24 protein-coding genes are annotated in these 26,380 nt (G+C 62.4%); 16 read left to right on the forward strand and 8 right to left on the reverse strand.

What is annotated here, in order from left to right:
• Nucleotides 1-10: 10 nt before the first annotated feature.
• The 7 genes from C6382_RS14100 to C6382_RS14130 all read left to right on the forward strand — a co-directional run bounded on the left by C6382_RS14100 (nucleotide 11) and on the right by C6382_RS14130 (nucleotide 8,358).
• Nucleotides 11-1,981 carry a ligand-gated channel protein gene (locus C6382_RS14100; RefSeq protein WP_107025033.1) on the forward strand — a complete coding sequence of 657 codons (1,971 nt, stop codon included), beginning with the start codon at nucleotides 11-13 and terminating at the stop codon, nucleotides 1,979-1,981.
• A gap of 74 nt (nucleotides 1,982-2,055) precedes the next feature.
• Entirely contained in the window at nucleotides 2,056-2,358 is a 303-nt protein-coding gene (locus C6382_RS14105) for a DUF3649 domain-containing protein (RefSeq protein ID WP_107025034.1), read from the forward strand.
• Nucleotides 2,358-3,941 (forward strand): PepSY domain-containing protein, encoded by a 1,584-nt coding sequence (locus C6382_RS14110; RefSeq protein WP_107025035.1) that lies wholly within the window; start codon nucleotides 2,358-2,360, stop codon nucleotides 3,939-3,941. The genes C6382_RS14105 and C6382_RS14110 overlap by 1 nt, the downstream gene beginning before the upstream one ends.
• Nucleotides 3,941-4,267 carry a DUF3325 domain-containing protein gene (locus C6382_RS14115; RefSeq protein WP_107025036.1) on the forward strand — a complete coding sequence of 109 codons (327 nt, stop codon included), beginning with the start codon at nucleotides 3,941-3,943 and terminating at the stop codon, nucleotides 4,265-4,267. The genes C6382_RS14110 and C6382_RS14115 overlap by 1 nt, the downstream gene beginning before the upstream one ends.
• Before the next feature lie 4 nt (nucleotides 4,268-4,271).
• Nucleotides 4,272-4,853 (forward strand): RNA polymerase sigma factor, encoded by a 582-nt coding sequence (locus C6382_RS14120; protein WP_107025037.1) that lies wholly within the window; start codon nucleotides 4,272-4,274, stop codon nucleotides 4,851-4,853.
• Nucleotides 4,850-5,836 (forward strand): FecR family protein, encoded by a 987-nt coding sequence (locus C6382_RS14125; protein ID WP_107025038.1) that lies wholly within the window; start codon nucleotides 4,850-4,852, stop codon nucleotides 5,834-5,836. The genes C6382_RS14120 and C6382_RS14125 overlap by 4 nt, the downstream gene beginning before the upstream one ends.
• Before the next feature lie 104 nt (nucleotides 5,837-5,940).
• Nucleotides 5,941-8,358, forward strand: coding sequence for a TonB-dependent siderophore receptor (locus C6382_RS14130; RefSeq protein ID WP_107025039.1), 2,418 nt, complete (start codon nucleotides 5,941-5,943; stop codon nucleotides 8,356-8,358).
• On the opposite strand, the gene C6382_RS14135 is transcribed toward C6382_RS14130, so the two are convergent.
• Entirely contained in the window at nucleotides 8,355-9,230 is an 876-nt protein-coding gene (locus C6382_RS14135) for an AraC family transcriptional regulator (protein WP_107025040.1), read from the reverse strand. The two genes, C6382_RS14130 and C6382_RS14135, sit on opposite strands and share 4 nt — an antisense overlap.
• 137 nt (nucleotides 9,231-9,367) lie before the next feature.
• Here C6382_RS14135 and C6382_RS14140 point away from each other — a divergent pair, with 137 nt between their 5' ends.
• The gene (locus tag C6382_RS14140; protein WP_107025041.1) at nucleotides 9,368-10,267 is read left to right on the forward strand and encodes a DMT family transporter; all 900 of its coding nucleotides are present in this window, start codon (nucleotides 9,368-9,370) and stop codon (nucleotides 10,265-10,267) included.
• A gap of 76 nt (nucleotides 10,268-10,343) precedes the next feature.
• Here the strand turns inward: C6382_RS14140 and C6382_RS14145 are convergent, their stop codons facing one another.
• Together C6382_RS14145 and C6382_RS14150 are read right to left on the reverse strand one after the other, a co-directional pair.
• Nucleotides 10,344-11,315 carry a D-glycerate dehydrogenase gene (locus tag C6382_RS14145; protein ID WP_107025042.1) on the reverse strand — a complete coding sequence of 324 codons (972 nt, stop codon included), beginning with the start codon at nucleotides 11,313-11,315 and terminating at the stop codon, nucleotides 10,344-10,346.
• A 73-nt stretch (nucleotides 11,316-11,388) separates the two neighbouring features.
• Nucleotides 11,389-12,336, reverse strand: a complete 948-nt coding sequence (locus tag C6382_RS14150) for a LysR family transcriptional regulator (protein ID WP_107025043.1) — start codon at nucleotides 12,334-12,336, stop codon at nucleotides 11,389-11,391.
• Nucleotides 12,337-12,522: 186 nt separating this feature from the next.
• On the opposite strand from C6382_RS14150, the gene C6382_RS14155 reads away from it, so the two are divergent.
• Genes C6382_RS14155 through C6382_RS14170 form a run of 4 tightly spaced genes read left to right on the forward strand, consistent with a single transcriptional unit; the run spans nucleotide 12,523 to nucleotide 17,345 of the window.
• Nucleotides 12,523-14,049 carry an efflux transporter outer membrane subunit gene (locus C6382_RS14155; protein WP_107025044.1) on the forward strand — a complete coding sequence of 509 codons (1,527 nt, stop codon included), beginning with the start codon at nucleotides 12,523-12,525 and terminating at the stop codon, nucleotides 14,047-14,049.
• Nucleotides 14,046-16,232, forward strand: coding sequence for an FUSC family protein (locus C6382_RS14160; RefSeq protein ID WP_107025045.1), 2,187 nt, complete (start codon nucleotides 14,046-14,048; stop codon nucleotides 16,230-16,232). Before C6382_RS14155 ends, C6382_RS14160 begins: the two co-directional genes overlap by 4 nt.
• Complete coding sequence (locus tag C6382_RS14165; RefSeq protein WP_038607063.1) at nucleotides 16,222-16,422, forward strand: DUF1656 domain-containing protein; 201 nt, start codon at nucleotides 16,222-16,224, stop codon at nucleotides 16,420-16,422. Before C6382_RS14160 ends, C6382_RS14165 begins: the two co-directional genes overlap by 11 nt.
• An 11-nt stretch (nucleotides 16,423-16,433) precedes the next feature.
• Entirely contained in the window at nucleotides 16,434-17,345 is a 912-nt protein-coding gene (locus tag C6382_RS14170) for an HlyD family secretion protein (protein WP_107025046.1), read from the forward strand.
• Here the strand turns inward: C6382_RS14170 and C6382_RS14175 are convergent.
• Nucleotides 17,342-17,794 (reverse strand): universal stress protein, encoded by a 453-nt coding sequence (locus C6382_RS14175; RefSeq protein ID WP_107025047.1) that lies wholly within the window; start codon nucleotides 17,792-17,794, stop codon nucleotides 17,342-17,344. The two genes, C6382_RS14170 and C6382_RS14175, sit on opposite strands and share 4 nt — an antisense overlap.
• 158 nt (nucleotides 17,795-17,952) lie before the next feature.
• On the opposite strand from C6382_RS14175, the gene C6382_RS14180 reads away from it, so the two are divergent.
• The 4 genes from C6382_RS14180 (at nucleotide 17,953) to C6382_RS14195 (ending at nucleotide 23,060) form a co-directional block, all read left to right on the forward strand.
• A complete protein-coding gene (locus C6382_RS14180; RefSeq protein ID WP_107025048.1) occupies nucleotides 17,953-18,858 on the forward strand; it encodes a LysR family transcriptional regulator in 906 nt (301 codons plus the stop codon).
• Nucleotides 18,859-18,968: 110 nt separating this feature from the next.
• The gene (locus C6382_RS14185; RefSeq protein WP_107025049.1) at nucleotides 18,969-20,510 is read left to right on the forward strand and encodes an MFS transporter; all 1,542 of its coding nucleotides are present in this window, start codon (nucleotides 18,969-18,971) and stop codon (nucleotides 20,508-20,510) included.
• Between the two features lie 31 nt (nucleotides 20,511-20,541).
• Complete coding sequence (locus C6382_RS14190) at nucleotides 20,542-21,603, forward strand: HlyD family secretion protein (protein ID WP_107025129.1); 1,062 nt, start codon at nucleotides 20,542-20,544, stop codon at nucleotides 21,601-21,603.
• Nucleotides 21,600-23,060 carry an efflux transporter outer membrane subunit gene (locus C6382_RS14195; RefSeq protein WP_107025050.1) on the forward strand — a complete coding sequence of 487 codons (1,461 nt, stop codon included), beginning with the start codon at nucleotides 21,600-21,602 and terminating at the stop codon, nucleotides 23,058-23,060. The genes C6382_RS14190 and C6382_RS14195 overlap by 4 nt, the downstream gene beginning before the upstream one ends.
• On the opposite strand, the gene C6382_RS14200 is transcribed toward C6382_RS14195, so the two are convergent.
• The 4 genes from C6382_RS14200 to C6382_RS14215 all read right to left on the reverse strand — a co-directional run bounded on the left by C6382_RS14200 (nucleotide 23,044) and on the right by C6382_RS14215 (nucleotide 26,380).
• Nucleotides 23,044-23,868, reverse strand: coding sequence for an SDR family oxidoreductase (locus tag C6382_RS14200; protein WP_107025051.1), 825 nt, complete (start codon nucleotides 23,866-23,868; stop codon nucleotides 23,044-23,046). The genes C6382_RS14195 and C6382_RS14200 overlap by 17 nt on opposite strands.
• 13 nt (nucleotides 23,869-23,881) lie before the next feature.
• Nucleotides 23,882-24,256, reverse strand: coding sequence for a hypothetical protein (locus C6382_RS14205; protein WP_107025052.1), 375 nt, complete (start codon nucleotides 24,254-24,256; stop codon nucleotides 23,882-23,884).
• Nucleotides 24,257-24,339: 83 nt separating this feature from the next.
• A complete protein-coding gene (locus C6382_RS14210) occupies nucleotides 24,340-24,804 on the reverse strand; it encodes a multidrug transporter (protein WP_107025053.1) in 465 nt (154 codons plus the stop codon).
• 124 nt (nucleotides 24,805-24,928) lie between these two features.
• The gene (locus C6382_RS14215) at nucleotides 24,929-26,380 is read right to left on the reverse strand and encodes a mannose-1-phosphate guanylyltransferase/mannose-6-phosphate isomerase (RefSeq protein ID WP_107025054.1); all 1,452 of its coding nucleotides are present in this window, start codon (nucleotides 26,378-26,380) and stop codon (nucleotides 24,929-24,931) included.

Here is a 26,380-nt window from a genome sequence, read left to right on the forward strand (position 1 = left end):
AGAGCTCCACGTGTCCCCGCTTTTCACTCGATCCTGCCTCGCAATTACCCTTTGCTCCTTGTACTGCGCCCAGGCCAGTGCCGATGGCCAGCAGCCTATGGAACTGGACAACGTGGTGGTCACCGCCTCCGGTTTCTCCCAGCAAATCAAGGATGCCCCGGCGTCGATCTCGGTGATTACCCGCGAGCAGATCGAGAACAAGTCCTACCGTGATGTGACCGATGCCCTGAAAGATGTCCCGGGTGTCGTGGTGACCGGTGGCGCCAGCTCCAGCGACATCAGCATCCGCGGCATGGCCTCCAAGTACACGCTGATGCTGGTCGACGGTAAACGTCAGGACTCGCGTGCAACCCGCCCCAACAGTGACGGTGCCGGGATCGAACAAGGCTGGATGCCGCCACTTGAGGCGATCGAGCGCATCGAAGTTGTCCGTGGGCCAATGTCGTCGTTGTATGGCTCCGACGCCATGGGCGGGGTGATCAACATCATCACCCGCAAAGTGACCCCCAACTGGTATGGCGGCGTGCGCAGCGAAGCGACCTTCCAGGACCGCTCCGACTCCGGCGATTACAACAGCACCAGTGCGTTCGCCTCCGGGCCGCTGATCGAGAACCTGGTCGGCTTGCAGCTCTATGGCCAGCGTTCGCGTCGCGACGAAGACCACATCACCAACGGCTTCAACGAACAGAGTACCGACAGCGGCACGGCCAAGCTTTCGTTCACCCCTGACGAACACAACGACATCACCTTCGAAGCGGGCAAATCCGAGCAGGACCGTTATGCCCACAAAGGGAAGTCGGCGCGCTCTTCCGATAGTTTCAGTGACTATGAGCGCACCAACTTCGCGATCAGCCACTCCGGACGTTGGGAAAGCATCACCACCGACAGCTACCTGCAGCGCGAGAAGATCGAGAATCCGGGCCGGCGCATGGAGCTGGAGAACACCGTGCTCAACTCGCAGGTGTCGTTCTTCAGCGATTCGCACATCACCACCGTGGGTGGTTCCTACAAGTACGAAGACCTCACTGACGAAGGTAACCAGTTGGCCGCGGCGTCCGACGTCAACCAGCTGACGCGCTGGTCCTGGGCCCTGTTTGCCGAAGACGAATGGCGCCTGACCGAAGCCTTCGCCTTGACCGGCGGCATTCGCATGGACAAGGACGAAAACTACGGTACCCATTGGTCGCCACGCTTGTATGGGGTGTATCACCCGGCCGAGCACTGGACCGTCAAGGGTGGTGTATCCAGCGGCTATCGTTCGCCGGACATCCGCGCAGCAGTGGATGACTGGGGCCAGATCACCGGTGGCGGTGGCGACCCGGCAATCATCGTCGGTAACTCCAGCCTCAAGCCGGAGAAGAGCCTGAGTCAGGAGGTCGGCGTGATCTGGGACAGCCTGGAAGGCTTCTCCACCGGTCTGACCGTGTTCAACACCGACTTCAAAGACAAGATCACCGAAACCCGCCGCTGCACCGACAGCACCGGCAATGCATCGGGTCAGTGCCAGATCGGCGGTACTTCGTACAAGTTCATCAGTGACCGGGTGAACGTCGATGAGGCGCAGATGCGCGGTATCGAAGCGACCCTGGACTGGGAAATCACCCAGGCCCTGAAGCTTGCCAGCAACTACACCTTCACCGACTCCGAACAGAAGAGCGGCCCGCAAAAGGGCAAGGCGCTGAACCAGATGCCACGGCACATGGTCAACGCCACCCTGGACTGGCAGACCACCGACCAACTGGGTACCTGGGTGCGCCTGAACTATCGCGGCAAGACCTCTGACTACCTGGGCCGCACCACCATGTCCGATGGCACGCCGTCCTACACCTTCGTCGACCTGGGCGGCACTTACCGGGTGACCAAAAACGTGAAATTGCTGGCCGGTGTCTACAACGTGTTCAACAAGGAGGTCGACTACGAGAACTACCAGACCGTGCTGGATGGCCGCCGCTACACCGTGGGTGTCGACGTGTCGTTCTGAGTATCCGGTCAGCGGCTTTGCTTGTGAGAAACTAAATCATTACTATTAGTGATTCTTCACCAGGAATGGACGTCATGAAAAGCAAAGCCGCCGGGTTGCCCCTCAGTTATCGCCTGGCCGTGACCTCACGTTGCCTGGCCGCTGTGTTCGGTGGCTATCTGCTGGCGGCGATGGCCAGCGTTTGTATCACCCTGCTGACGCCGATGCCGAAAGCTGAAGCGGTGGTCAGCGGCATGATGCTGTCATTTCTGTTCTACCTGGTGGCCTTTCTCTGGTGCTTTGCCAGTCGCAGCGCCTGGCAGGCCTGGTTGGGTGTGTTGCTGCCGAGCCTGGTGCTGGGCGCGATCAATGGACTGGCCTACTGGATGAAAAACTGATGAAAGAGGGCTTTCGCCAGGCCATGGCCTGGTTACACACCTGGACCGGCCTGATCTTCGGCTGGCTGTTGTTTGCGATTTTCCTCACCGGGACCATGTCCTACTTCAAGGAGGAGATCAATCACTGGGCCCAGCCCGAGGTAACGGTTCGACCGCACGACCCGCTGGCCAGTCTGACGCTGGCGCAGAACTACCTGCAGGAACATGCGCCCAATGCTGGCAGCTGGTTCATCCGCCTGCCTGAAGCACGCGGGCCGGGCCTGAGTGTCGGTTGGCGGGCAGAGGGGGCCGGACGCCGCGGTTTCATTGAAAAAAATCTCGACCCTGCGACTGGCGCAGAGGTCCAGGCTCGCGAGACCCGCGGCGGCGATTTCTTCTACCGCTTCCATTTCCAGCTGGAGATGCCTCATCCCTGGGGCCGCTGGCTGTCGACCTTTGCCGCCTTCATCATGCTCCTGGGGCTGGTGACCGGCATCATTACCCACAAGAAAATCTTCAAAGAATTCTTCACCTTCCGCCCGGGCAAGGGCCAGCGCTCCTGGCTGGATGGCCACAATGCCATCGGTGTGCTGGTGCTGCCGTTTCACTTGATGATCAGCTACAGCAGCCTGGTGATCTTCATGTCACTGGTGATGCCGGCGAGCATCATCGCCAGCTATGGCGATAACACCCGGGCTTATTTCAATGATCTGTTCGGTGCGTCTGAAGAGGTCAAGGTGGCCGGTGTTGCCGCGCCGTTGTTGCCGCTGCCGACGCTATACCGGGCGTTCCAGGAACAGGCGCCGGGTAGTCGCCACGGCTGGATCGAAGTACAAAACCCGGGTGATCAGAATGCCCGTGTGCGCTTCTCCCGGCATGGTGGTGGTCGCATTGCCTATCAGCGTGGCGGAGGCTGGGTGTTCGATGGTGTCAACGGCACGCTGCAAAACGACAGCAGAACCGAAGCGACCCCGGTGGTGATTGCCAGCGGTATGTACGGCCTGCACATGGGCATGTTCGCCGGCCCTTGGCTGCGCTGGCTGTACTTCTTCTTCGGCGTGGCCGGCACGGCGGTGATCGGCACCGGTCTGGTGCTATGGCTGGGTAAGCGCCAGCTCAAACACGTCAAGAGCGGTACACAGCCCTTCGAGCTGCGCCTGGTGGAAGTGTTGAACATCGCCAGCATGAGCGGTTTGTTGCTGGGTGTGGCGGCCTTCTTCTGGGCCAACCGCTTGCTGCCGGTTGGTCTGGAAGGACGTGCCGGGTGGGAAGTGAACAGTTTCTTCCTGCTCTGGGCGCTGTCGCTGGTGCACGCCGTGCTGCGCCCGGGGCGCCGAGCCTGGGCCGAACAGTTGTGGCTGGCGGCGCTGCTGTGGACGGGCTTGCCGCTGCTCAATCAGCTGACCACAGGCCAAGGCTTGATCCATTCGATTGCGGCCGGCGACTGGGCCATGGCCGGCTTCGACCTGACGGCGCTGGGCTGTGGCCTGTTCTTCGCCTGGGCTGCCCGCAAGATGTGGCGCCCGCCAGTGGTGGTCGCCAAGCGTGCGCCCAAGGCGGCGAAAGCGGCCAGTGCCCATCTGATCGAAAGCGAGGTGAGTTGATGCTGGCCGTTGCCCTGTTCGGTTTTGCCGGCTTTGCCTGTCTGTGCCTGGCCATGGAGAAACACTACAAAGTCCTGCTCGGCGCCGCTCCCGCCGCAATGCGCTTGCGTGTCCTGCGCATCGGCGGCTGCTTGCTGCTGTTGCTGGCGGTGTACCTGGCCGTGCACAACAGTGGGTGGGCCATGGGCCTGGTCGAACTGTTTGCGGTATTGATGGCTGGCGTTACCCTGTGGGTATTTTTACTGCCTTTTCGACCGCGTCTGTTGCTAAGGTTGGTTGGGCTCAGCCTGGTGCTTGGCCCCGTGTTGGCCATGTTGCCCGAGTGAACAGATGAACGAGCCGCTGGATTTATCGGGTGAACCCGCATCGGATGTCGATTGCGCCAGTGGTCGTGCGCGTTTTCTCCAGGTTTTTCTGGCCCAGCGTCCGCGTATGGAAGCCTTGGTCAGTCGCCGGGTCGGTTGCCGGGCCACTGCTTCGGATCTGGTGCAGGACCTGTTCCTGCGATTCTGGCGTCGCCCTCAGGTACGAGTCGAAGCGCTGGACACCTATCTGTTGCGTTGCGCAGGCAACATCGCCATCGATCACCTGCGCAGCGAAGGTGCGCGTGGACGGATCAATGACAGCTTGCAGTTGAGCGTGAATGATTGCCACGTCGCCGAGCCCCATGCGGCGTTGGAGCTCAACGACGACCTGCAGCGCATTGAAGCGGCATTGCGCGAGTTGCCTGAGCGTACCCGGCAGATCTTTTTGCTCAATCGTGTCCACGGTCGAAAGTATGGCGAGATCGCCAAGGCGATGGACATCTCCCAAAGCGCTGTAGAGAAGCACATGATGCGCGCGTTGGACGCGTGCAAAGCCAGTATTGCCGTGGCTCCAGCCGGGGCGCGCCAGCCAGGGAATGCACCATGACCGCCCCGTCGATCATACCGACCGCCGAGCAGGAACAGGCCGCCTTGCACTGGCTCAGGCAAATCAACGAGCAACCGGCATTGAGCGAGGGCGCAACGTTCAAACGCTGGCTGCTGGCCAACCCCGCGCACCCGCATGCTTACGCCAAGGCTCAGGCGCTTTGGCGGCTGACAGAAGGGCCGGCGCGGACCCTCGCCGGACAAGAGTCGGACGCCTTGCAGCGCTACCTACAGAGCATGGATCAGCCGCAGCCAAGCCGTCATTGGCGTCGTGGCGGGGTCTTTGCGGCGGTGGCTTGCCTGGTGCTGGCACTGGGTACTCTGGCCGGTTGGCATCCCGCCTATTGGGTGCAGGACCTGCAGGCCGACTATGTGACGGCGGCGGGGCAGGTACGGCTGGTTACCCTGGCCGATCAGTCGCGCATGACCCTGGATGCCGGTAGCGCCGTCTCCGTGCAGTTCAGCCAGGGCCAGCGTCAGGTGCGGGTGCACCGCGGCGCGGCATTCTTCCAGGTGACACACACCGGTGAGCCTTTTGTGGTTGTGGCCGGTGATGGGGCTGTGCATGTCCTAGGCACTCAGTTCGAGGTGCGGCGCCAGGACGCCGGAGCGCAGGTGACCGTGTTGTCCGGGCGCGTCGCGGTGAGCGCAGCGCCTGGGCAGGCACAACAGCAATTGGCTGGCGGCCAGCACCTGGCCTACCGTGATACGCAGCTCGGCAACGTCGAGGCAGTGGACAGTGAGGCCCGGCTGGCCTGGCGCCAGGGTTGGCTAAATTATTATCAGGTGCCGCTGAGTGTGGTGATCGATGATCTGGCCCGCTACTACCCAGGACGCATCCTGCTGCTTGACAGCGAACTGGCCAAGCGCACGGTCAGTGGCAGCTTCCCCGCCGCCCAACCGTTGGCCGCGCTGGACTCGCTCGGAGCGGTGCTTGGTTTCAAACGTCACACGCTGTTGGGGCGGGTGACAGTGGTGCGCTGAAAAAATATTTTTATCTGCGGGTGAGGTAACTTGCGGTGGCAGTCGTGTAATGAGCAGAAGTGCGATTCATTCGCATATACTCACTCCCTTACAGGTCACCGTTCATGAAGTTCAGGGCACCCCCTACTGCGGCTCGTTGCGTTTCCATCTGGCTCGGCGCTTCAACGCTGGCCGCCTGTAGCGGTTTGCCTGTGCTGGCCCAGGCGTCTGAACAGCAACGTCAGCTGTTCGCTTTTGCCCAGCCCGCAAAGCCTCTGGTTCAGGCCCTGAACGACTTCAGCCGGGTCACTGGCCAGAGTGTGATCTACACCGTCGAGTTGCCGGCATTGCAGGCGCCTGCGCTCAGGGGCAACCTCAGTGCCGAGCAGGCGTTGCAGCACTTGCTGGGCAACTCCGGGCTGGTCTACCGACGCATCGACGCCCGTACCTTGACGGTCGAGCCCCAGGCGAGCGCGGGTACACTGAGCCTTGATGCGACCCAGGTAACTTCCCAGGCAGATGCCGCCTATAGTTATCAGCCGCCGCCGAGCAGCTCAGTCATGCGGAGTCAGGCGCCTATCCAGGACGTCCCCCAGGCCATCAACATCGTTGCCTCTCAGGTGCTCAAGGATCAGAGCCCGCGCAACCTCGATGACGCTCTGGCCAATGTCAGCGGCATCACCCAGGGCAACAACTTCGGCGGCACCCAGGACACGGTGATGAAGCGCGGTTTTGGTGACAACCGTGACGGCTCGATCATGCGCGATGGCATGCCTGTCGTGCAGGGCCGCAGCCTCAATGCCACGACCGAACGGGTCGAAGTGCTCAAGGGCCCGGCATCGTTGCTATACGGTATCCAGGACCCGGGCGGCGTGATCAATGTGGTCAGCAAACGTCCACAAATGCAGTCCTATAACGCGCTGAACTTGCGTGGCTCCAGCTATGGCAGCGGCAAGAACGGCAGCGGCGGTGGCCTGGACAGCACCGGTGCGCTGGGAGATAGCGGTTTTGCGTACCGCTTGGTGCTCGATCATGAAGACGAAGACTACTGGCGCAATTTTGGTGTGCACCGCGAATCGCTGGTGGCGCCATCGCTGGCGTGGTTCGGTGAGCGCACTCAGGTGTTGCTGGCCTACGAGCACCGCGAGTTTCTCTATCCCTTCGACCGCGGCACAGCCATCGATCCTCGCACCAATCATCCGCTGGATATCCCCAGCACCCGTCGCCTGGATGAACCCTTCAATGACATGGAAGGGCGTTCGGACCTGTATCGGCTGGAAGTCGATCACCAGCTCAGTGATGAGTGGAAAGCGCACTTTGGATACAGCTACAACCGCGAGACCTACGACGCCAGTCAGGTTCGGGTCACTGCCGTGAACCCGCAGAATGGCACCCTGACCCGCAGCATGGACGGTACACGCGGCGCCTTGAGTAACGACCGTTTTGCCACCCTGAGCCTGGAGGGTCAGGTGCAAGTGGCCGGCATGCAGCACGATCTGTTGTTCGGTTATGACAACGAGCACCGCAAGATCTACCGGGACGATCTGATCCGTCAGAGCAGCCTGACCACCTTCAGCTACCTCGATCCGGTGTACGGACGCGAGGTCGAAGGCACCACGGTGCGTGCCAGCGACAGTGCGCAGACCGATAAACTGCGCAGCGACTCATTGTTCGTCCAGGACTCGCTCCACCTCGACGAACACTGGATCCTGGTCGCGGGGGCACGCTATCAGATGTACGACCAGATCGCCGGGCGTGGCCGACCGTTCAACGCCAACACCGATAACAACGGCCAGGCCTGGGTGCCGCGTGCAGGTCTGGTCTACAAGGTTGATGACAGCCTGTCGTTTTACGGCAGCTACACCGAATCGTTCAAGCCCAACTCCAGCATCGCGCCGCTGACCGGTGGCCTGGTCCTGGACTCGGCGATTGATCCGGAAGAGGCAAAGTCGTGGGAGCTGGGGGCGAAGCTGGACATGCCCGGCGCAATGACCGCTACCCTGGCCCTGTTTGACATCACCAAGCGCAACGTCCTGGTGTCCAACCTCGACCCGGTCAGCGGCGACACGCTCTACAGCAATGCTGGCGAAGTGAGTTCACGGGGCGTTGAACTGGACCTGAGCGGCCAGCTCAGCGCGCGCTGGAGCCTGATCGGCAATTATGCCTTCACCGATGCCGAGGTCACTGAAGACCCTGAGCTCAAAGGTAAGCGTTTGCAGAATGTGGCGCGTCATAGCGGCGCGTTGTCGGCAGTGTATGACGCCGGTAGCGTGTTGGGCGGTGACCGCCTGCGCCTCGGTGCCGGGGCGCGCTATGTCGGTGAACGCGCCGGTAACCCGGTCAATGACTTCGACCTGCCGTCGTACACTGTGGCCGATGCCTTCGCCAGCTACGAAACCCGTGTGGATGAGCACAAGGTGCGCTTTCAACTGAACGTGAAGAACCTGTTCGACCGCACTTATTACACCTCAGCGGTGAATCGCTATTTCGTGTCCTTGGGCGACTCGCGTCAGGTCAGCCTGTCCAGCACTTTTGAGTTCTAGCACCTGAAGGCCGCCCGGTATGCGCCGGGTGTTGCCCCCAGGGCCTGACGAAAGCGGTTACTGAAATGGCTGGCGCTGGCAAAGCCGCACTGCAGTGCGACCTCGCCCAAGGGCAGGTCGCCAAAGCGCAGCAGCTGACGCGCCATGGCCAGGCGTCGGGCCAGCAGGTATTGGTGTGGCGGCAGGCCGAAGCTTTCGCGGAACATCCGCGCGAAGTGGTACTCGGACAGGTTGCACAGCGCCGCCAGCTCACCCAGGCTCAGCGGTTGATCCAGGTGGCCCTCGATGTAATCGTTCAGTTGTCGGCGCTGGTGCGCGGCCAAGCCACCCTTGAGGCGCAAACCCCGGCGCAGGCCGACCTGGTTGAGCACGGCATGGTCGAGTATCTCGTGGGCGAGGGTGCTGGTCAGCAGGCGTTCACCCGGTTCGTCCCAGTTTTGTGCGATCAGTTGACGAAAACGCCGGGCTTGCTCGGGGTCGTCCAGGAAGGTCGCTTCCTGCAATTGCAGTTCGCGGGGTTCGCGGTCGAGCAGGCTGATGCAGCCAAGGGCGAACTGTTCCTCGCTGATGTACAGGTGCGCCAGACGGATCGAGCCATTGACCACCCAATGCGACGCCGAGCCGGCGGGCATGATGCACAGCTTGTCGGGGGCGCCTTTGTGGCTGGGCCGGTCACGGCGAAAGGTGCCGGTGCCATCGGCGATGTAGCAGGACAGGGTGTGGTGGGTTGGCGCTTCGTAGTCGCGGGCGTCGTGACGATTGTTCCACAAGGCTGCTGCCAGGCCGTCACCCAGGTGCGCGCTGTGCTCCAGACGGGCATGGGGTGAATCGTGCATGGCTTTGAAAACTTGCAGCTGGTCCAACGTGGTCATTTGCGCTACCTCTGGCGGTCATCCTACTCCGCTGCACAACGCCTGACAGCTGTGAGCAAAGCAAATGCGCAAGAATCTGCAAGCGCACTCAGCCCGTGCAGCGGGAGACTGACAGCCTGGATGCGAGGAGTGCTGCCATGAACCTGTCGTTGTACCTGCTGACCGTATTGATCTGGGGCACTACCTGGATCGCCCTGAAACTACAGCTGGGTGTGGTCGCCATTCCCGTGTCGATTGTCTATCGCTTCGCCCTGGCGGGGCTGATCCTGTTCGCCATTCTGCTGCTCAGCCGTCGCCTGCAACCGATGAACCGGCGTGGCCATGGCATCTGTCTGGCCCAGGGTTTGTGCCTGTTCTGCGTCAACTTCATGTGCTTTTTGACTGCCAGCCAATGGATACCCAGCGGGCTGATCGCCGTAGTGTTTTCCACTGCGACCCTGTGGAACGCGCTCAATGCCCGAGTGTTCTTCGGTCAGAAGATCGCTGCCAATGTGCTCGGCGGCGCTGCGCTGGGCTTGTGTGGGCTGGGCTTGCTGTTCTGGCCGGAGTTGTCGGGCCACGCCGCGAGTCGTGAAACCCTGATCGGTCTGGCTCTGGCGCTGCTGGGCACCTTGTGCTTTTCGGCGGGCAATATGCTGTCCAGCCTGCAGCAGAAAGCCGGATTGCGGCCTATGACCACCAACGCCTGGGGCATGCTCTACGGTGCCGGAATGCTCGCGGCATACTGCCTGTTCAGCGGCATTCCTTTCGATATGGAGTGGAATGCGCGCTACATCGGCTCGCTGCTGTATCTGGTGATTCCGGGCTCGGTGATCGGCTTTACCGCTTACCTGACCCTGGTCGGGCGCATGGGGCCGGAGCGTGCGGCGTATTGCACGGTGTTGTTCCCGCTGGTGGCGTTGAATGTGTCGGCGTTCTATGAAGGGTATCAGTGGACGGCGCCCGCGCTGTCTGGCCTGGTGTTGGTGATGCTGGGGAATGTGTTGGTGTTCAGGAAGCCCAAGGCCAAGGTTGGCGCTGCTGTTGCTTTGAGGTAGGCCTTATCGCGGGGCAAGCCCGCTCCCACCGAGGCTGTGATATGCCGGTGGGAGCGGGCTTGCCCCGCGATTGCTGTTACTTCCACACCTGCGGATTGACCAGATCCCGCGGCCGCTCACCGAGCAGGGCACTGCGCAGGTTGTCGATGGCCCGGTTGGCCATGGCGTCACGGGTTTCGGCGGTGGCCGAACCGACATGCGGCAGGGTCAGGGCGTTGGGCAACTGGAACAACGGCGATTCGCTCAGCGGTTCCTTTTCGTACACGTCCAGCCCGGCGCCGCGGATGGTGTTAGTACGCAGGGCCTCCACCAGCGCCGCTTCATCCACTACCGGCCCACGCGATACGTTGATCAGGAAGGCGCTGGGTTTCATCAGCTGCAGTTCACGGCTGCTGATCAGGTGTTTGGTCTGGGCGCCAAGCGGTACCACCAGGCAGACGAAATCGGCTTCGGCCAGCAACCCATCCAGGCTGCGGAACTGAGCACCCAGCTCCTGTTCCAGTGCGGTCTTGCGCGAGTTGCCGCTGTAGATAACCGGCATGTTGAAACCAAAGCGTGCGCGGCGGGCAATGGCTGCGCCAATATTACCCAGGCCGACGATGCCCAGGGTTTTGCCGTGCACATCGCTGCCGAACTGCGCCGGGCCAACCGTGGCCTGCCATTGCCCGGCCTTGGTCCAGGCATCGAGTTCGGCGACGCGGCGGGCGCAGCCCATCAGCAGGGCAAAGCCCAAGTCGGCGGTGCTTTCGGTCAGCACGTCGGGGGTGTTGGTCAGGGCAATGCCGCGCGCATTGAAGTAGTTCAGGTCGTAATTGTCGTAGCCCACTGACACACTCGACACCACCTCAAGCTTGCCGGCATTGGCCAGCTGCGCTTCGCCGAGATTGCGGCCAACCCCGATCAGGCCATGGGCCTCGGGCAGGGCTGCGTTGAACTGGGCACTGATATCGCCGAGCTTGGGGTTCGGCACGATCACGTTGAAATCTTGCTGCAGGCGTTCGACCATCGCCGGGGTGATGCGGCTGAAGGCAAGGACGGTCTTTTTCATCGGCGAAATCTCTGCGGGCGGTGGAGAATGGGTAGCACGCTATCATTCTCCACCGCTTCTGTGCAGCAAGATTTCAGTTGGCGATCAGCAATTCGTGGGTCTTGAGGTCCGCTTCATGGGCGGCGAGGATCTCCGGCAACGAGTTGCGCAGGTATTCAACCCAGGTCTTGATCTTGGCATCCAGGTACTGGCGCGACGGGTAGATCGCGTACAGGTTCAGCTCCTGCAAACGGTAGTCAGGCATCACCCGTACCAGGGAGCCGTCACGCAGGCCATCGATGGCCGAGTAGATTGGCAGTACGCCGACCCCCATGCCGCTGCGGATCGCGGTTTTCATCGCATCGGCCGAGTTCACCTGGAACGGCGCCTGGGTGATGTTCACCATCTCCTGGCCTTCCGGGCCGTCGAACAGCCACTTCTCCAGCGGGATCACCGGGCTGACCATGCGCAGGCAGGCATGGTTGAGCAGGTCGCTGGGTTTGTGCGCGATACCGTGGCGTTTCACGTAGTCGGGCGAGGCGCAGACGATGCTGTAGGTGATGCCCAGGCGCTGGGAGACGAAGCCCGAATCCGGCAGCTCGCTGGCCAGCACGATGGACACGTCGTAGCCCTCGTCGAGCAGGTCCGGCACGCGGTTGGCCATGGTCAGGTCGAAGGTCACGTCCGGGTGGGTTTCGCGGTAGCGGGCAATGGCATCGATGACGAAATGCTGGCCGACGCCGGTCATCGAATGCACCTTCAGCTGCCCGGCCGGGCGGGCATGGGCGTCGCTGGCCTCGGCTTCGGCTTCCTCGACATAGGTGAGGATCTGTTCGCAACGCATCAGGTAACGCTTGCCGGCCTCGGTCAGGGCAATGCGCCGGGTGGTGCGGTTGAGCAGGCGGGTTTGCAGATGGGCTTCAAGGTTGGAGACCGCCCGCGAGACGTTGGCGGTGGTCGTATCCAGGTGCCCAGCCGCGGCAGTAAAGCTGCCGACTTGCGCTACGCAACTAAAAGCACGCATGTTTTGCAGGGTGTCCATGGGTCGCTCTCAAAGTAGACGACAAATTGTGACATGAAGTAACCGAGGCGGTCTTCAGACTAAAGCCGGATTATCGCTGTTTTCGTAACAAAGATTCGCAGTAATACACGCTTATCGCCAGTGCGGCGGCCCCCTAGAATTGCCTCTCCAAGCGTCATCCACCTTCTATGTCGGGAATTCGCAGCTGTGCCGCGTCGCATCATCAGAGCGCTGAATGCGCTCAGTGTCTGTGCCCTTAGCTTGACCTTGAGCGGCTGTATCGGAACCTGGGGCATTGCCCCGCAAAGCAAGACGCTGCAAGCCAATACCCTGACCACCGACGAGGCGATCCGCGAGGCCGCCCGTGATGCCCACTGGCCTGACCAGCAGTGGTGGCGCGCCTATGGCGATCCACAACTGGACCGCTGGATTGCCCTGGCGGTCAACGACAGCCCGAGCATGGCCATGGCCGCCGCGCGGGTACGTGAGGCCAAAGCCATGGCGGGGGTGGTCGAGTCTGCCGAGAAACTGCAGGTCAATGGCGAGTCGACGCTCAAGCGCCACAACTGGCCAGAAGACCAGTTCTATGGCCCGGGGGCGTTGTCCGGGGCCAACACCTGGGACAACAACGCCGCCCTCGGCTTCAGTTACGCCCTGGACCTCTGGGGCCGCGAGCGCAATGCCAGCGAGCAGGCCGTGGACATGGCCCATATGAGCGCGGCGCAGTTGCGCCAAGCGCAGTTGGAGTTGCAGAACAACATCGTCAAGGTGTACATCCAGCTGGCCCTGCACTTTGCCCAGCGCGATATCGTCAAGGCTGAACTTGAGCAGCAGGAGCAGATCCTGGCTCTGGCCGAGCGCCGTCTGGCCGGTGGCATCGGTACCCATTTCGAAGTCAGTCAGGCGCAGACGCCGCTACCGGAAACCCATCGCCAGCTTGATGCGCTGAACGAAGAAATCGCCCTGGCGCGTAACCAGCTGGCGGCTTTGGCCGGTAAAGGTCCGGGTGAGGGCGCGCAACTGCAGCGTCCGCAACTGGCCCTTGGTGCTGCGTTGAAACTGCCGTCGGCGTTGCCTGCCGAGCTGGTCGGCCAGCGTCCGGATGTGGTTGCCAGCCGCTGGCAGGTCGCGGCCCAGGCGCGCGGTATTGACGTCGCCCACGCCGGGTTTTTCCCCAACGTCGATCTGGTCGGCGGGCTCGGCTTCATGGCCACCGGTGGTGGTCCACTGGAGTTCCTGACCGGGCGCAAGTTCAACTACAACGTCGGTCCCGCCATCAGCCTGCCGGTGTTCGACGGCGGCCGCCTGCGCTCGCAACTGGGTGTCGCTTCGGCCGGCTATGACATCGCTGTGGCGCGCTATAACCAGACAGTGGTCGAGGCACTCAAGGGCATCTCCGATCAGCTGATTCGCCGTGAATCGATGAACGAGCAGCAGCATTTTGCTGCCGAGTCGGTGGCGTCGGCGCAGAAGACCTACGACATCGCCATGATCGCCTTCCAGCGCGGCCTGACCGATTACCTCAATGTGCTCAATGCCCAGACCTTGTTGTTTCGCCAGCAGCAGATCCAGCAGCAGGTCGAGGCCGCACGCCTGACCGCGCATGCCGAGCTGGTCACGGCCTTGGGCGGCGGTTTGGGCGCGGGTGAAGACGTGCCGGGCGAAGATAAACAGCAGGCACCGAAAACCCCGGCAACCCTGGCGATTTTCGATAAGCCGAGCCACGCCGAATGAGCGCACTGAGCCTGCCGTTTCGCTGGTTGGCAAGCCTTGAGTGGCGCCGTGGTTTTTTTGAGTGGGCACGCACCGACGGGGTGACCTGGGTCTACATCTTCAAGGTCCTCAGCGCCGCCTTCCTGACCCTGTGGCTGGCCATGCGCCTGGAGTTGCCGCAGCCGCGTACAGCGATGATCACCGTGTTCATCGTCATGCAACCACAGAGCGGACACGTGTTTGCCAAGAGCTTCTGGCGCTTGCTCGGGACCTTGGCCGGCTCGTCGATGATGGTGACCTTGATCGCCCTGTTTGCGCAAAATACTGAACTGTTCCTGCCGAGCCTGGCGATCTGGGTGGGCTTGTGCTCGGCAGGTGCCATGCGCTATCGGACCTTTCAGGCCTACGGTTTCGTGCTGGCGGGCTACACCGCGGCGATGGTCGGATTACCCGCCCTGGAGCACCCGGACGGGGCGTTCATGGCGGCGGTCTGGCGGGTACTGGAAATCTCCTTGGGGATTCTGGTATCGACCCTGGTCAGCGCCGCGATCCTGCCGCAGTCGGCCGGTGCGGCGATGCGCAATGCCCTGTACCAGCGCTTCGGGGTGTTCGCCGGTTTCGTCATCGAAGGCCTGCGTGGCGACAGTCAGCGCGATCGCTTCGAAAGCAGCAACGTGCGCTTTATCGCCGAAGCGGTTGGCCTGGAAAGCCTGCGCAACGTCACCGCCTTCGAAGATCCGCACATGCGCCGCCGCAACGGGCGGCTGGGACGCATGAACAGCGAGTTCATGGCCATCACCACGCGCTTCAACGCCTTGCACCAGTTGCTTGAGCGCCTGCGCCTGCGTGGTCCGTTACAGCTCGTCCCGGCGATCGAACCCGGCCTCAAGGCTTTGGCCGAACTGCTCGATGCCTATGCCGGCCGGGCGCTGACCAGTGCCGATGCCGCGCGCCTGGCCGAGCAACTGGCTGCCTACAAGGAAGGTTTGCCGGAACGGGTGCGCAGCCTGCGCGCTGCCTATGTCGAGAGCGGGCCGAGCGATGCCGATCTGCTTGATTTTCATACCGCCTACGAACTGTTGTACCGCTTTGTCGATGACCTGCACAGCTACGCTCTGACCCACGCCTCGCTGGCCGAGCACAACCATGCCCGTGAGCAGTGGGACGAGTCCTATGTGGCGCAGACCAACTGGATGGTATCGCTGGCAGCGGGTTTGCGCGCTTCGTTCATCCTCCTGGTGCTGGGCAGCTTCTGGATCCTCACGGCCTGGCCGAGCGGGGCGATGATGACCTTGATCGCCGCCGCCACCGTGGGCTTGTCGGCGGCCTCGCCGAACCCCAAGCGGATGTCGTTCCAGATGGCCTGCGGGACCTTGATCGGGGCCTTTATCGGCTTTTTCGAAACCTTCTTCGTGTTCCCCTGGATCGACGGCTTCCCCTTGCTCTGCCTGGTGCTGGCACCGGTGTTCGTGCTGGGCGCATTCCTGGCTTCGCGGCCTGCATATGCCGGTGTCGGCCTGGGCCTGCTGATCTTCTTCGCCACAGGTTCGGTGCCGGACAACCTGACGGTCTACAACCCTTACAACTTCATCAACGACTACATCGCCATGGTCATCGGCATGCTGGTGTGTGCCGCTGCCGGGGCAATCATCCTGCCGCCGAACAGCCGCTGGTTGTGGAGCCGCCTGGAGCAGGACTTGCGCAGCCAGGTGCTGTTCGCCATCAGCGGACGCTTGCGTGGCTTGGGGTCGGGCTTTGAAAGCCGCACCCGCGACCTGCTGCACCAGGCCTATGGCCTGGCCGCCGGTAAACCGCAGGTGCAGAGCAACCTGTTGCGCTGGATGTTCCTGGTGCTGGAGGTGGGGCACGCGATCATCGAGTTGCGCAAAGAGCAGGCGATCCTGCCGGTGCACCCGTGTTATGCCGAGTCGCAACCCTGGCGTCAGGCAATCCGGGTCATGGGTCGGGCTTTGGCGCGCTTGTTCCTGCAGCCGAGCGCGAGCAACCACGAACGTGCCCTGGTTGCGGTGGACCACGCCATCAGCCGCGTACAGGCCACCGATGAGCCCTTTGCCCGACACTTTGACACCTCGGCCCTGCGCCGCGTGCAGAGCTACCTGCATTTCATCCGTACTTCGCTGCTCGACCCCCAGTCGCCGCTGGCTGCACTGGCCCCGGCCCAAGGACTGCCCCATGCCTCGTGAAATCGCCTTCCATGGCGTCTACATGCCAACCATGACCCTGATGTTCCTGTTCGCCGCCGGGCTTGCCTGGGGCCTGGACCGCTTTATCGCCAGCTATGACGGCTACCGCTTTTTCTGGCACCCGGCGCTGCTGCGCCTGTGCCTGTTTATCTGTTTGTTCGGATCCATGGCCCTGACTCTCTACCGTTGAGACCCCTGTTGATGAAAAAGTTTTTCAGCCTGATCGCCACCTTGCTCGTGCTGGCTGCTGCCGTGGTGATCGGCCGCCAGCTCTGGGTGCACTACATGAACACGCCCTGGACCCGGGACGGGCGGGTGCGCGCCGATATCATCAACGTCGCCGCCGATGTGCCGGGCTATGTCGTCGATGTGCCGGTGCGCGACAACCAGTTGGTAAAGAAGGGTGACTTGCTGCTGCAGATCGACCCTGAGCATTATGAAGTGGCGGTCAAACAGGCCCGGGCTCTGGTGGCCTCTCGCAAGGCCACCTGGGAAATGCGCAAGGTCAACGCCCACCGGCGTGCGGATATGGATAACCTGGTGATCTCCCGCGAGAACCGCGACGACGCCAGCAATATCGCCAACTCGGCGCTGGCCGACTATCAGCATGCGCAGGCGCAACTGGCGGCCGCTGAGCTGGATCTCAAACGGACCAGAATCCTCGCCACCGTCGATGGCTACGTGACCAACCTCAACGTGCACCGCGGCGACTATGCGCGCACCGGCGAGCCGAAGATGGCAGTGGTCGACAAGGATTCGTTCTGGGTCTATGGCTTCTTCGAAGAGACCAAGCTGCCGCATGTGAAAGTCGGTGACCAGGCTGATCTGCAGATGATGAGCGGTGAAGTGCTCAGGGGTCATGTGGAGAGTATTTCCCGCGGCATCTACGACCGCGACAATCCGCAAAGCCGTGAACTGATTGCCGACGTCAACCCGACCTTCAACTGGGTGCGCCTGGCCCAACGGGTGCCGGTGCGGATTCATATCGACGAAGTACCGGAGGGTTTTTTGCTGGCGGCGGGGACGACCTGTACGGTGGTACTGAAGCCATCGCGGGGCAAGACCGCTCCCACCGAGCCGGTAGGAGCGGGCTTGCCCCGCGAAGCTCTTTAGGCGCTCCGCGAATCCACCAACACCGGGCAGCTCACCTGATCAATGACCTTGTTACTGATCGACGGATCGAGCAAGCGCCCCAGGCGGTTCAGGTGCCGATGGCCGATGATGATCAACGCGCACTCGAGCCGCTGCGCTTCGCTGACAATCGCCGTCACCGGATCGTCCTGGGCCAGTTTGCCTTCGCTCTCGAAGCCCAAGACCCGCAAGCGTCGCAGCGCCTGTTGCACAGCAGCAACGGCATGGCGCTGCTCGTCAGTGGCGGCCGGAAACTCCTGTTGCTCGTACAGGCTGATCGCCCCGGGACCATCGCTCAGGGAAAACGCACCGTCGATCGCCAGCAGCACCTGCAAGCGATGGCGGCTGGGCTGACAGAACTGTTGCACAAGGTCCAGCAAGCCCTGAGAGGCACTGGAGCCATCGATGGCGATCAACACGGGACTGAGCATGCACGGCTCCACTGGGCCAATATCGAGCCGGCTATTGTTGGCCAAGGCCTGGCGCGGATAAATGGCCCGGCATGCACTGTGTAGTTGTGTGCGGCGCAACCCGGCGCTTGCAGCCGAGCTGTTAACATCCGTATTTCTTAGCCTATGGATACCTGGCAATGCAGATTCCGGATATGAACCTGTTGGTCGCCCTCGATGCGTTGCTCGATGAGGGCAGTGTGGTCGGCGCTGCACGGCGCATGAACCTGAGTCCTGCGGCAATGAGCCGGACCCTGGGGCGAATCCGCGAGGCGATTGGCGATCCGATTCTGGTCCGCGCCGGTCGCGGTTTGGTGCCGACACCGCGGGCGTTGGCCTTGCATGACCAGGTGCGGGCGCTGGTCGAGCAGGCCGGTCTGGTGTTCCGCAGCCGTGAGGAAGTCGACCTGGCCATGCTGGACCGGGCGTTCAACATTCGCACCAATGACCTGTTCATCGCCCTGTATGGCGCGCAGTTGCTGCGCATGATGCATGAGCAGGCGCCGCGTACCGTGTTGCGTTTCGTCCCGGAAAGCGGTGGCGATGACGATTCGGTGCTGCGCGACGGGCGCACCGACTTGCTCGTCAGTTCGACCATTGATCTGGGCCCCGAGATCAAGGTGCAGAGCCTGTTCAACACCATCTATGTCGGCCTGGCCCGCCAGGATCACCCGATCTTCGACGCGCCGATCACCCCCGAGCGCTTTGCCGCTTACCCGCAGATCAGCGTGTCGCGTCGTGGCCGCGCCAATGGGCCGATTGATATCGAGTTGGCCAACTACAAGGTGCAGCGGCGCGTCGCCCTGATCACTCCGAGCTTTCACTCGGCGATGTTCTCCCTGCCGGACTCCGACCTGCTGCTGCCGATGCCGGCCAATATTCTCTCCAGCGTGACCAAGCTCGGTCTGCCGCTGCGCTCGTTCCGTATTCCGTTGCCGATGGAGCGGGTGACGGTGATGCAAGCCTGGCACCCGCGTTTTGACAATGATCCGGCGCACCGCTGGTTACGTCAGACGCTGAAAGCATGTTGCAGCGAAAGCCCTTGAAGCCAGGCGTGCGTTTGCTGCACTAGTAAACTGCCAATATGTCAGTTTTCGTCATCATTGCCGCTTCATAGACTTCTGCCGGTAGTTGTTTACCCCCGGAGATGTCTTTAATGAGTTCGTTGACTGCGCTGCCCACCGCTGTCGCGCCCAAGCCTGTGGCTAGCCCCGCAGCGCCGGGTGCATTTGGCCCGCGCATTGTGGTCGGGCTGCTCGGCGTGTTGCTGGCGGTATTGTGCGCCGGCCTCAACGAGATGGTCACCAAGGTGTCGCTGGCCGACATCCGTGGCGGCATGTTTATCGGTGCCGATGAAGGTGCCTGGCTGATTGCCGTGTATGCGGCGGCATCGGTCTCGGCCATGGCCTTTTCGCCGTGGATGGCCGCCACCTTTTCCTTGCGTCGCTTCACCCTCTGCGCCATTAGCGCCTTTGCCCTGCTCGGGTTGCTGCAACCCTATGCCCCGAACCTGGCCAGCCTGATGCTGTTGCGTACCTTGCAAGGCTTGGCGTCGGGCGCCTTGCCGCCGATGCTGATGAGTGTCGCATTGCGCTTTCTGCCACCGGGGATCAAGGTCTATGGCCTTGCCGGTTATGCCCTGACCGCCACCTTCGGGCCGAACATGGGCACACCGCTGGCGGGCCTGTGGACCGAGTATGTCGGTTGGCAGTGGGCGTTCTGGCAAATCATCCTGCCTTCACTGCTGGCGATGGCCTGTGTGGCCTGGGGCCTGCCTCAGGATCCGCTGCGCCTGGAGCGCTTCAAGCAGTTCGACTGGCGCGGCCTGCTGCTCGGTTTGCCGGCGATCTGTGCGCTGGTGATCGGCCTGACCCTGGGTGATCGCATGGGTTGGTTCAGTTCAACGTTGATCTGCTGGTTGCTGGGTGGTGGCCTGGTGTTGCTGGTGTTGTTCCTGCTCAACGAGTGGTCCGAGCCGTTGCCGTTCTTCAAGCTGCAGATGCTCAAGACCCGCAACCTGACGCACGCGCTGGTCACCTTGTTTGGTGTGCTGATAGTGCTGTCGGCGGCGATCCTGATCCCCTCCAGTCACCTCGCCCAGATCCAGGGTTACCGCCCAGCGCAGACCGCACCGTTGCTGCTGCTGGTGGCCTTGCCGCAGTTACTCGCGCTGCCGTTGACCGCGGCGCTGTGCAACATCCGCGCAGTGGACTGCCGTTGGGTCCTGGCTATCGGCCTGGGCATGCTGGCGTTGTCTTGCGTGCTGGGTAGCCAGCTCACCAGCGTGTGGATTCGCGACAACTTCTATCTGCTGCAGATGCTGCACATCTTCGGCCAACCCATGGCCGTGTTGCCGCTGCTGATGCTCGCCACCGGCGGCATGACCCCGCAGGACGGCCCGTTCGCTTCGGCCTGGTTCAACACTGTCAAGGGCCTGGCCTCGGTGGTCGCCACCGGGGTGCTGGAGGCGCTGACCACGCTACGCCGGCATTTTCATTCCAACGTCCTGGTCGACAACCTGGGCAACTCGCCGCTGGCCGATAGCCAGGCGGCGGGACTGGCCAAGCGTATTCACCAGCAGGCCCTGGTGCTGGCCTCGGCTGACCTCTACCTGTGCATGGCGGTGCTGGCTGCGGCGCTGATCCTGCTGATTCCCTTTGTGCCTACCCGGATCTACCCACCGCGTGCGGTGGCTTAGGTTGCTGTTCTGAGAGAAAAACATGACGACAATAACCACCCACCGAAAAACCGCCCTGATCGCTGCCGCGTTGGTGCTTGCGGGCCTGGCCGGTGTTCTTGGCCCGATGTTACTGGGCAGCAATGCCGAACAGAGCACCAACGATGCCTATGTTTCAGCGGACTACACCGTGGTCGCGCCGAAGGTGGCGGGCTTTATCAAGCAAGTGCTGGTTGCAGACAACCAGCAAGTCAAAGCTGGACAGGTGCTGGCGCTGATCGACGACCGTGATTATCAGGCGGCCCTGGCGGCGGCGCAGGCGCAACTGCTGGTGTCTACCGCGCAGCAGCACAATGCCCGGGCGACCCTCGAGCGCCAGGCTTCGCTTATCGCCCAGGCCCAGGCTGCAGTGAATGCCGACCAGGCCGAGCTGGCGTTCGCCAATCACGAACTGACCCGCCACAGCCGTCTGGCCGAGCAGGGCGCAGGTACCGTGCAAAATGCCCAGCAGGCGCGCAGCCGGGTCGATCAGACCAGTGCTCGTCTGGCCAACTCACAGGCGGCGCTGGCCGCAGCGCGCAAGCAGGTGGATATCCTCAGCGCGCAGGTGGACAGCGCCGAGGGTGGCCTCAAACATGCCCAGGCAAGTCTTGAGCGGGCTCAGCTGGATCTGTCCTATACCCGTATCGTCGCGCCCATCGATGGCATGGTCGGCGAGCGCGCGGTGCGCGTCGGCGCTTACGTCAATCCGGGGGCGCGGCTGCTGTCGGTGGTGCCGCTGGAGCACGCCTATGTGGTCGGCAACTTTCAGGAAACCCAGCTGACCCATGTAGTGCCTGGGCAACCGGTGCAGATCCGCGTCGATACCTTCGCCGATGAGTACCTGCACGGCCGGGTCGAGAGCATCGCGCCGGCTACCGGGGTCACCTTCGCGGCGGTCAAGCCAGACAACGCTACTGGCAACTTCACCAAGGTGGTGCAGCGGATTCCGGTGAAGATCGTCTTCGATGCCGATCAACCCTTGCTGCAGCGTCTGCGGGTTGGCATGTCGGTGGTGGCGAAGATCGATACCGATGCCAGGCTCGCCTCCGGTAAAGAGGTCAGCGCCCGATGAAACCTGCGTTCGCTATAGGCCCTTTGCTGCTGAGCCTGCTGGCCGGTTGCACCCTGGGTCCGGACTTTCACCAGCCTTCCAGCCAGGCCCCGGCAGCCTGGGCGCCTTTGCAGGAAACGCCTGCGCCGAGTCAGGCCCTGGCTGACCCGATAGAGCAACGCTGGTGGGAGAGCTTCGATGACGCCAAACTCAGCGCTCTGGTCGAGCGTGCCAGTCAGCGCAACCTCGACTTGCAGATCGCCAGTGCACGGCTGCTGCAAAGCCGTGCCTTGCGCAGCAGCATCGCCTCCGAGCAAACCCCTGCAGTCGATCTCGATGCTGACTACAGCCGCGCCCGCAACAGCGCTGAAGGCCTCAGTGATCCGTCCGGCAGGGGCGGCAAGTCGGCCTTCAATCTCTGGCAGGGCGATCTGACCGCCAGCTGGGAACTGGACCTGTGGGGCCGGGTACGACGTCAGGTGGAAGCTGCCGATGCGGTGGTTGAGGTTGCCGAGAACGACCGCCGTGGCGTGCTGTTGTCGTTGCTGGCCGAGACGGCCGGCAGTTACATCCAGCTGCGCTCGGTGCAAAGCACCCTGGCCGTGACCCGGGAAAATCTCGAGGTTTCGCGCCATAGCCTGCGCTTGTCGCAAATGCGTTTGCGCGATGGTGTCGCCACCGCCCTGGATGTGGCCCAGGCCAGCGCTCAGGTAGCCTCGATCGAAGCGCGCCTGCCGAGCCTGGAAGAACGCCAGGCGCAACTGATCAACGCCCTGAGCCTGTTACTGGCCGAACCACCACGCAGCTTGCAGGCTGAATTGCTGACGCCGGGCGCGATGCCGACGCCGCAACAGCACTTTGCTATCGGCGTACCTTCGGAACTGGCTGAGCGCCGTCCGGACATCCTCCAGGCCACCGCCCAATTGCATGCGGCCACCGCCAGCATTGGCGTGGCCAAGGCCGATTTCTATCCGAGCATTCGGCTGTCGGGCAATGTTGGCTTTCAATCGATGCAACTGTCCGATTTCGGCGCCTGGGACTCGCGTCGCTTCGGTATCGGTCCGCAAGTGAGCCTGCCGATCTTTGACGGCGGTCGCCTGCGTGGCGTGCTGGAGTTGCGTGAAGCCCAGCAGCAGGAAGCCGCTTTGCACTATCAGCAGGTGGTGCTGCGCGCCTGGCATGAAATCGACGATGTGCTACGCCTGTACAACGCCAGCCAGTTACGTCGCGACCTGCTGGCCGAAGCGGTGCGCCAGAACCGTATTGCCCTGCAGACTGCGCAGCAACAATACGTTGAAGGCGCGGTGGACTTTCTCAATGTACTCAGCGTCCAGGGTGCCTTGCTGGCAAGCGAGGAGCAGTGGGTCGAAAGCTCGGCGGCGGTGTCTCAGGCCTTGGTTGGTTTGTACAAGGCACTGGGTGGTGGCTGGCAGGCCTTCGATCCGGCAATGACCGCAGCGGTTAAAGCGGGCGGCTAAGGCCGAAGCGCTTTTTCAGTACGGTGTCCAGCAGCATGCGCGGCAGCCAGCGGGCCATCAACGGCAGCGCGCGGCTGCCGTTGCCCAGACGCACCAATGCTGGCGTAGGCTGTTTGTGCACCGCCGCGAGCAGGCCTTGGGCGAAATTTGCAGCCGACGTTGGGTGATCTTGAGAGGCGCGAGCCCGGGCGTGGATCTGTTCGCGCAGCGGCCACCAGGGGGAGTCGGCAGCCAACACCTGTTCGGCCTGAGTCTGGGCATTGTCGGCAAACTGTGTGGCAATCGCTCCCGGTTGCACCTCCATGACGCGGATGCCCATCGGCGCCAGCTCCAGACGCAGGGCATCGCTCAGGGCATGCACGGCGGCTTTGGAAGCGCAGTAGGCACCGGCAAAGGGCGTGACCAGTACGCCGGAGACGCTACCGATGTTCACCACCAGCCCCTTGTTTCGGCGCAATGCCGGGAATAGCGCGCGGGTGACGCCGACCAGGGCAAACACATTGGTTTCAAACTGGCGCTGCATGGCTTCGACGCCGCCATCGAGCAGCGGGCCCATGGCGCCGTAGCCGGCATTGTTGACCAGCACGTCAAGGCCATGGCCTCGCTGGGCCAGCTCGTCGGCCAGTTGTGCCAGGGTAGCTTGATCGTTGACATCCAGTTGCCGGGCATTGAAGCCCGTTTCGCTCAGGCGCTGCACATCTTCGGCCTTGCGTGCCGTGGCCCAGACCTCATAACCCGCGGTGTTGAAAGCCTGGGCCAGGGCCAGGCCGATGCCACTGGAGCAGCCGGTGATCAGAACGCTGGGCATATGGGTGCTGTCCTTAAGCGGGGGGAGACGGCTCGAATTCTACGTCAGCAAGCAAGTCCTCCAGGGATTTTTTCAACAGCTCGGTACTTGCCCCGGTAAACAGGCTGCGATTGCTCTGGCGGTCATACAAGAGATAGGAGGGGACGCGATCGACCTCGCTGTCCAATTGCGCTGCCTTAAAGCTTGCACCGGGAATCTGGTAGAAATCGACGCGTGCTCGAAACCCATCGTCGGCCAGCGCTGTGAGTGCTGTCTTGGCGGTTGTGCAGGCCGGGCAGATTTCTGAATAAACCAGAATCACTGCCGGACGATCCAGCGCTGCTTTATCTTTTATGCGCTTGACCAGGGCCAAGAACTCGGCCTGGACGGATGCTGAAGTATCCACCATGTTGTCGCTTCCCAAGGTCGTCAAGTCAGTGCTTATTCAACACAGCTTTCAGTCCTGGGTAACCTGACAAAAATACCAGGTGCTCAGCGCGAGAAGCTGCCCTGTAGGTGTTCTGCGCGAAATTCCAGACTTTGTGGCCGGTAGCCTGCGCGTAGGGGCGGCATCGGTAGGCACTCCTGCCAGCTGGCGCCAGGTTGCAGTTCGCCCGGGCCACGGTAGCGCGGTGCGGAATAGGTATTTTCGGCAAGATTGACGGTATCGCCGGGGGCATAGGCCGCTATCCGCCAGCGCAGCTCCAGCAGGGGCACGTCGTTGCCATTGTTCATCTGCACGCGCAATGGGCGGTCGGCGGGACAGTCGTTCGGGGCGTAGCTCAGGCGCAGTTGCAGGCGCGCCAGTTGGCTGGCTTCGCGGGTGTCCTGCCAGACCACCCACAGCGCCACCAGCCCCAGGCCGAACAGCGCCGACAGGGAAATGGGCAGGGCCTTGGCCGGGTAGCGCAGCAGCAGGACCAGCCAGGTGAGGATGAGCAGGGCACCGATGATCATGGACGAGGCCTTGTATGCAGAGGTGCTTCTATCCTAACCGCAAACCGAGGGGGCCTCAAAAAGCATCGCGGGGCCAGCCCGCTCCCACACACTGTGGGAGCGGGCTGGCTCCGCGATGAGGTTGTTACTGCGCGATAGTCTTGATCGAGATCCCCCGTTCGATCGGCGTCGAGCGCCCATAGATATCTTCGAAGCGCTCGATATCGTCTTCACCCAGGTAGCTGCCCGACTGCACTTCGATGATCTCCAGCGGGATCTTGCCCGGGTTGCGCAGGCGGTGTACCGAGGCGATCGGGATGTAGGTGGACTGGTTCTCGGTGAGCAGGAAGACGTTCTCGTCGCAGGTCACCTCGGCCGTGCCCGACACCACGATCCAGTGTTCGGCGCGGTGGTGGTGCATCTGCAGCGACAGGCAGGCGCCCGGCTTGACGGTGATGTGCTTGACCTGGAAACGCCCGCCCATGTCCACCGAGTCGTAAGAGCCCCACGGCCGGTACACTTCGCAGTGGTTCTGGGTTTCGCTGCGGCCCTGTTCGTTGAGGGTGTTGACCAGCTGTTTGACGCCCTGGACCTTGTCCTTGTGGGCGATCATCATCGCGTCTTTGGTCTCGACCACGACGATGTTCTCAAGGCCAATCACCGACACCAGCTTGCCATTGCCGTGGATCATGCAGTTGTGGCTGTCCTGGACCACTACGTCGCCCTTGGTGACGTTGCCGTTGCTGTCTTTTTCGTGCACGTCCCACAGCGACGACCAGCAACCGACATCACTCCAGCCAGCACTGAGCGGCACCACGCAGGCGCGTTGGGTTTTTTCCATCACCGCGTAGTCGATGGAGTTGTCCGGGCAGCAGGCGAAAGTGGCGTCGTCGATGCTCAGGTTGTTGCCATCTTCCTCGCTGCGCTCCAGGGTCAGCAGGCAGGTGTCGTAGATGTCCGGGTCATGCTTTTTCAGCTCTTCGAGGAAGCGGCTGGCGCGGAACAGGAACATGCCGCTGTTCCAGAAGTAACCACCGGCCTGGACGAACTCCTTGGCGCGTTTCTCATCCGGTTTTTCGACGAACTGTACGACGCGGCTGACGCCTTCGGGCAACAGTGCGTCCTGGCTCGACTTGATGTAGCCATAGCCGGTTTCCGGCTTGGTCGCCGGCACGCCGAACAGCACCATCTCGCCACGTTCGGCTGCTACCGTGGCCAGGGCCAGGGCACGTTGCAGGGCTTTCTGGTCGTCGATCACGTGATCGGCCGGCAGCACCAGCATCAGCTCATCACGGCCTTCATTGACCAGTTTCATCGCCGCCAGCGCTACGGCCGGTGCGGTGTTGCGGCCGAACGGTTCAAGGAGGATCGCCTGGGTTTGCAGTTTCAGGCTGCTCAGTTGCTCGTTGACGATGAATGTGTGGTCTTTGTTGCAGACCACGATCGGCGTGTCCATGCCTTCGAACACCAGACGTTCGACCGTTTGCTGGAACAAGGTGTGTGCACCGGTCAGGGCCAGGAACTGCTTGGGGAACTGCTTGCGCGACAGCGGCCACAGACGCGAACCGCTACCACCGGACAGAATGACTGGAATCAT

It is taken from the genome of Pseudomonas sp. BBP2017, assembly GCF_003024385.1.
Taxonomy (GTDB): Bacteria; Pseudomonadota; Gammaproteobacteria; order Pseudomonadales; family Pseudomonadaceae; genus Aquipseudomonas.

What these genes read in the sequence shown, in the direction of transcription:
- C6382_RS14105 (WP_107025034.1), top strand. Translation starts at nt 2,056, where the DNA reads ATGAAAAGCAAAGCCGCCGGGTTGCCCCTCAGTTATCGCCTGGCCGTG.
- C6382_RS14110 (WP_107025035.1), top strand. Translation starts at nt 2,358, where the DNA reads ATGAAAGAGGGCTTTCGCCAGGCCATGGCCTGGTTACACACCTGGACC.
- C6382_RS14115 (WP_107025036.1), top strand. Translation starts at nt 3,941, where the DNA reads ATGCTGGCCGTTGCCCTGTTCGGTTTTGCCGGCTTTGCCTGTCTGTGC.
- C6382_RS14120 (WP_107025037.1), top strand. Translation starts at nt 4,272, where the DNA reads ATGAACGAGCCGCTGGATTTATCGGGTGAACCCGCATCGGATGTCGAT.
- C6382_RS14125 (WP_107025038.1), top strand. Translation starts at nt 4,850, where the DNA reads ATGACCGCCCCGTCGATCATACCGACCGCCGAGCAGGAACAGGCCGCC.
- C6382_RS14130 (WP_107025039.1), top strand. Translation starts at nt 5,941, where the DNA reads ATGAAGTTCAGGGCACCCCCTACTGCGGCTCGTTGCGTTTCCATCTGG.
- C6382_RS14135 (WP_107025040.1), bottom strand. Translation starts at nt 9,230, where the DNA reads ATGACCACGTTGGACCAGCTGCAAGTTTTCAAAGCCATGCACGATTCA.
- C6382_RS14140 (WP_107025041.1), top strand. Translation starts at nt 9,368, where the DNA reads ATGAACCTGTCGTTGTACCTGCTGACCGTATTGATCTGGGGCACTACC.
- C6382_RS14145 (WP_107025042.1), bottom strand. Translation starts at nt 11,315, where the DNA reads ATGAAAAAGACCGTCCTTGCCTTCAGCCGCATCACCCCGGCGATGGTC.
- C6382_RS14150 (WP_107025043.1), bottom strand. Translation starts at nt 12,336, where the DNA reads ATGGACACCCTGCAAAACATGCGTGCTTTTAGTTGCGTAGCGCAAGTC.
- C6382_RS14160 (WP_107025045.1), top strand. Translation starts at nt 14,046, where the DNA reads ATGAGCGCACTGAGCCTGCCGTTTCGCTGGTTGGCAAGCCTTGAGTGG.
- C6382_RS14165 (WP_038607063.1), top strand. Translation starts at nt 16,222, where the DNA reads ATGCCTCGTGAAATCGCCTTCCATGGCGTCTACATGCCAACCATGACC.
- C6382_RS14170 (WP_107025046.1), top strand. Translation starts at nt 16,434, where the DNA reads ATGAAAAAGTTTTTCAGCCTGATCGCCACCTTGCTCGTGCTGGCTGCT.
- C6382_RS14175 (WP_107025047.1), bottom strand. Translation starts at nt 17,794, where the DNA reads ATGCTCAGTCCCGTGTTGATCGCCATCGATGGCTCCAGTGCCTCTCAG.
- C6382_RS14180 (WP_107025048.1), top strand. Translation starts at nt 17,953, where the DNA reads ATGCAGATTCCGGATATGAACCTGTTGGTCGCCCTCGATGCGTTGCTC.
- C6382_RS14185 (WP_107025049.1), top strand. Translation starts at nt 18,969, where the DNA reads ATGAGTTCGTTGACTGCGCTGCCCACCGCTGTCGCGCCCAAGCCTGTG.
- C6382_RS14195 (WP_107025050.1), top strand. Translation starts at nt 21,600, where the DNA reads ATGAAACCTGCGTTCGCTATAGGCCCTTTGCTGCTGAGCCTGCTGGCC.
- C6382_RS14200 (WP_107025051.1), bottom strand. Translation starts at nt 23,868, where the DNA reads ATGCCCAGCGTTCTGATCACCGGCTGCTCCAGTGGCATCGGCCTGGCC.
- C6382_RS14205 (WP_107025052.1), bottom strand. Translation starts at nt 24,256, where the DNA reads ATGGTGGATACTTCAGCATCCGTCCAGGCCGAGTTCTTGGCCCTGGTC.
- C6382_RS14210 (WP_107025053.1), bottom strand. Translation starts at nt 24,804, where the DNA reads ATGATCATCGGTGCCCTGCTCATCCTCACCTGGCTGGTCCTGCTGCTG.
- C6382_RS14215 (WP_107025054.1), bottom strand. Translation starts at nt 26,380, where the DNA reads ATGATTCCAGTCATTCTGTCCGGTGGTAGCGGTTCGCGTCTGTGGCCG.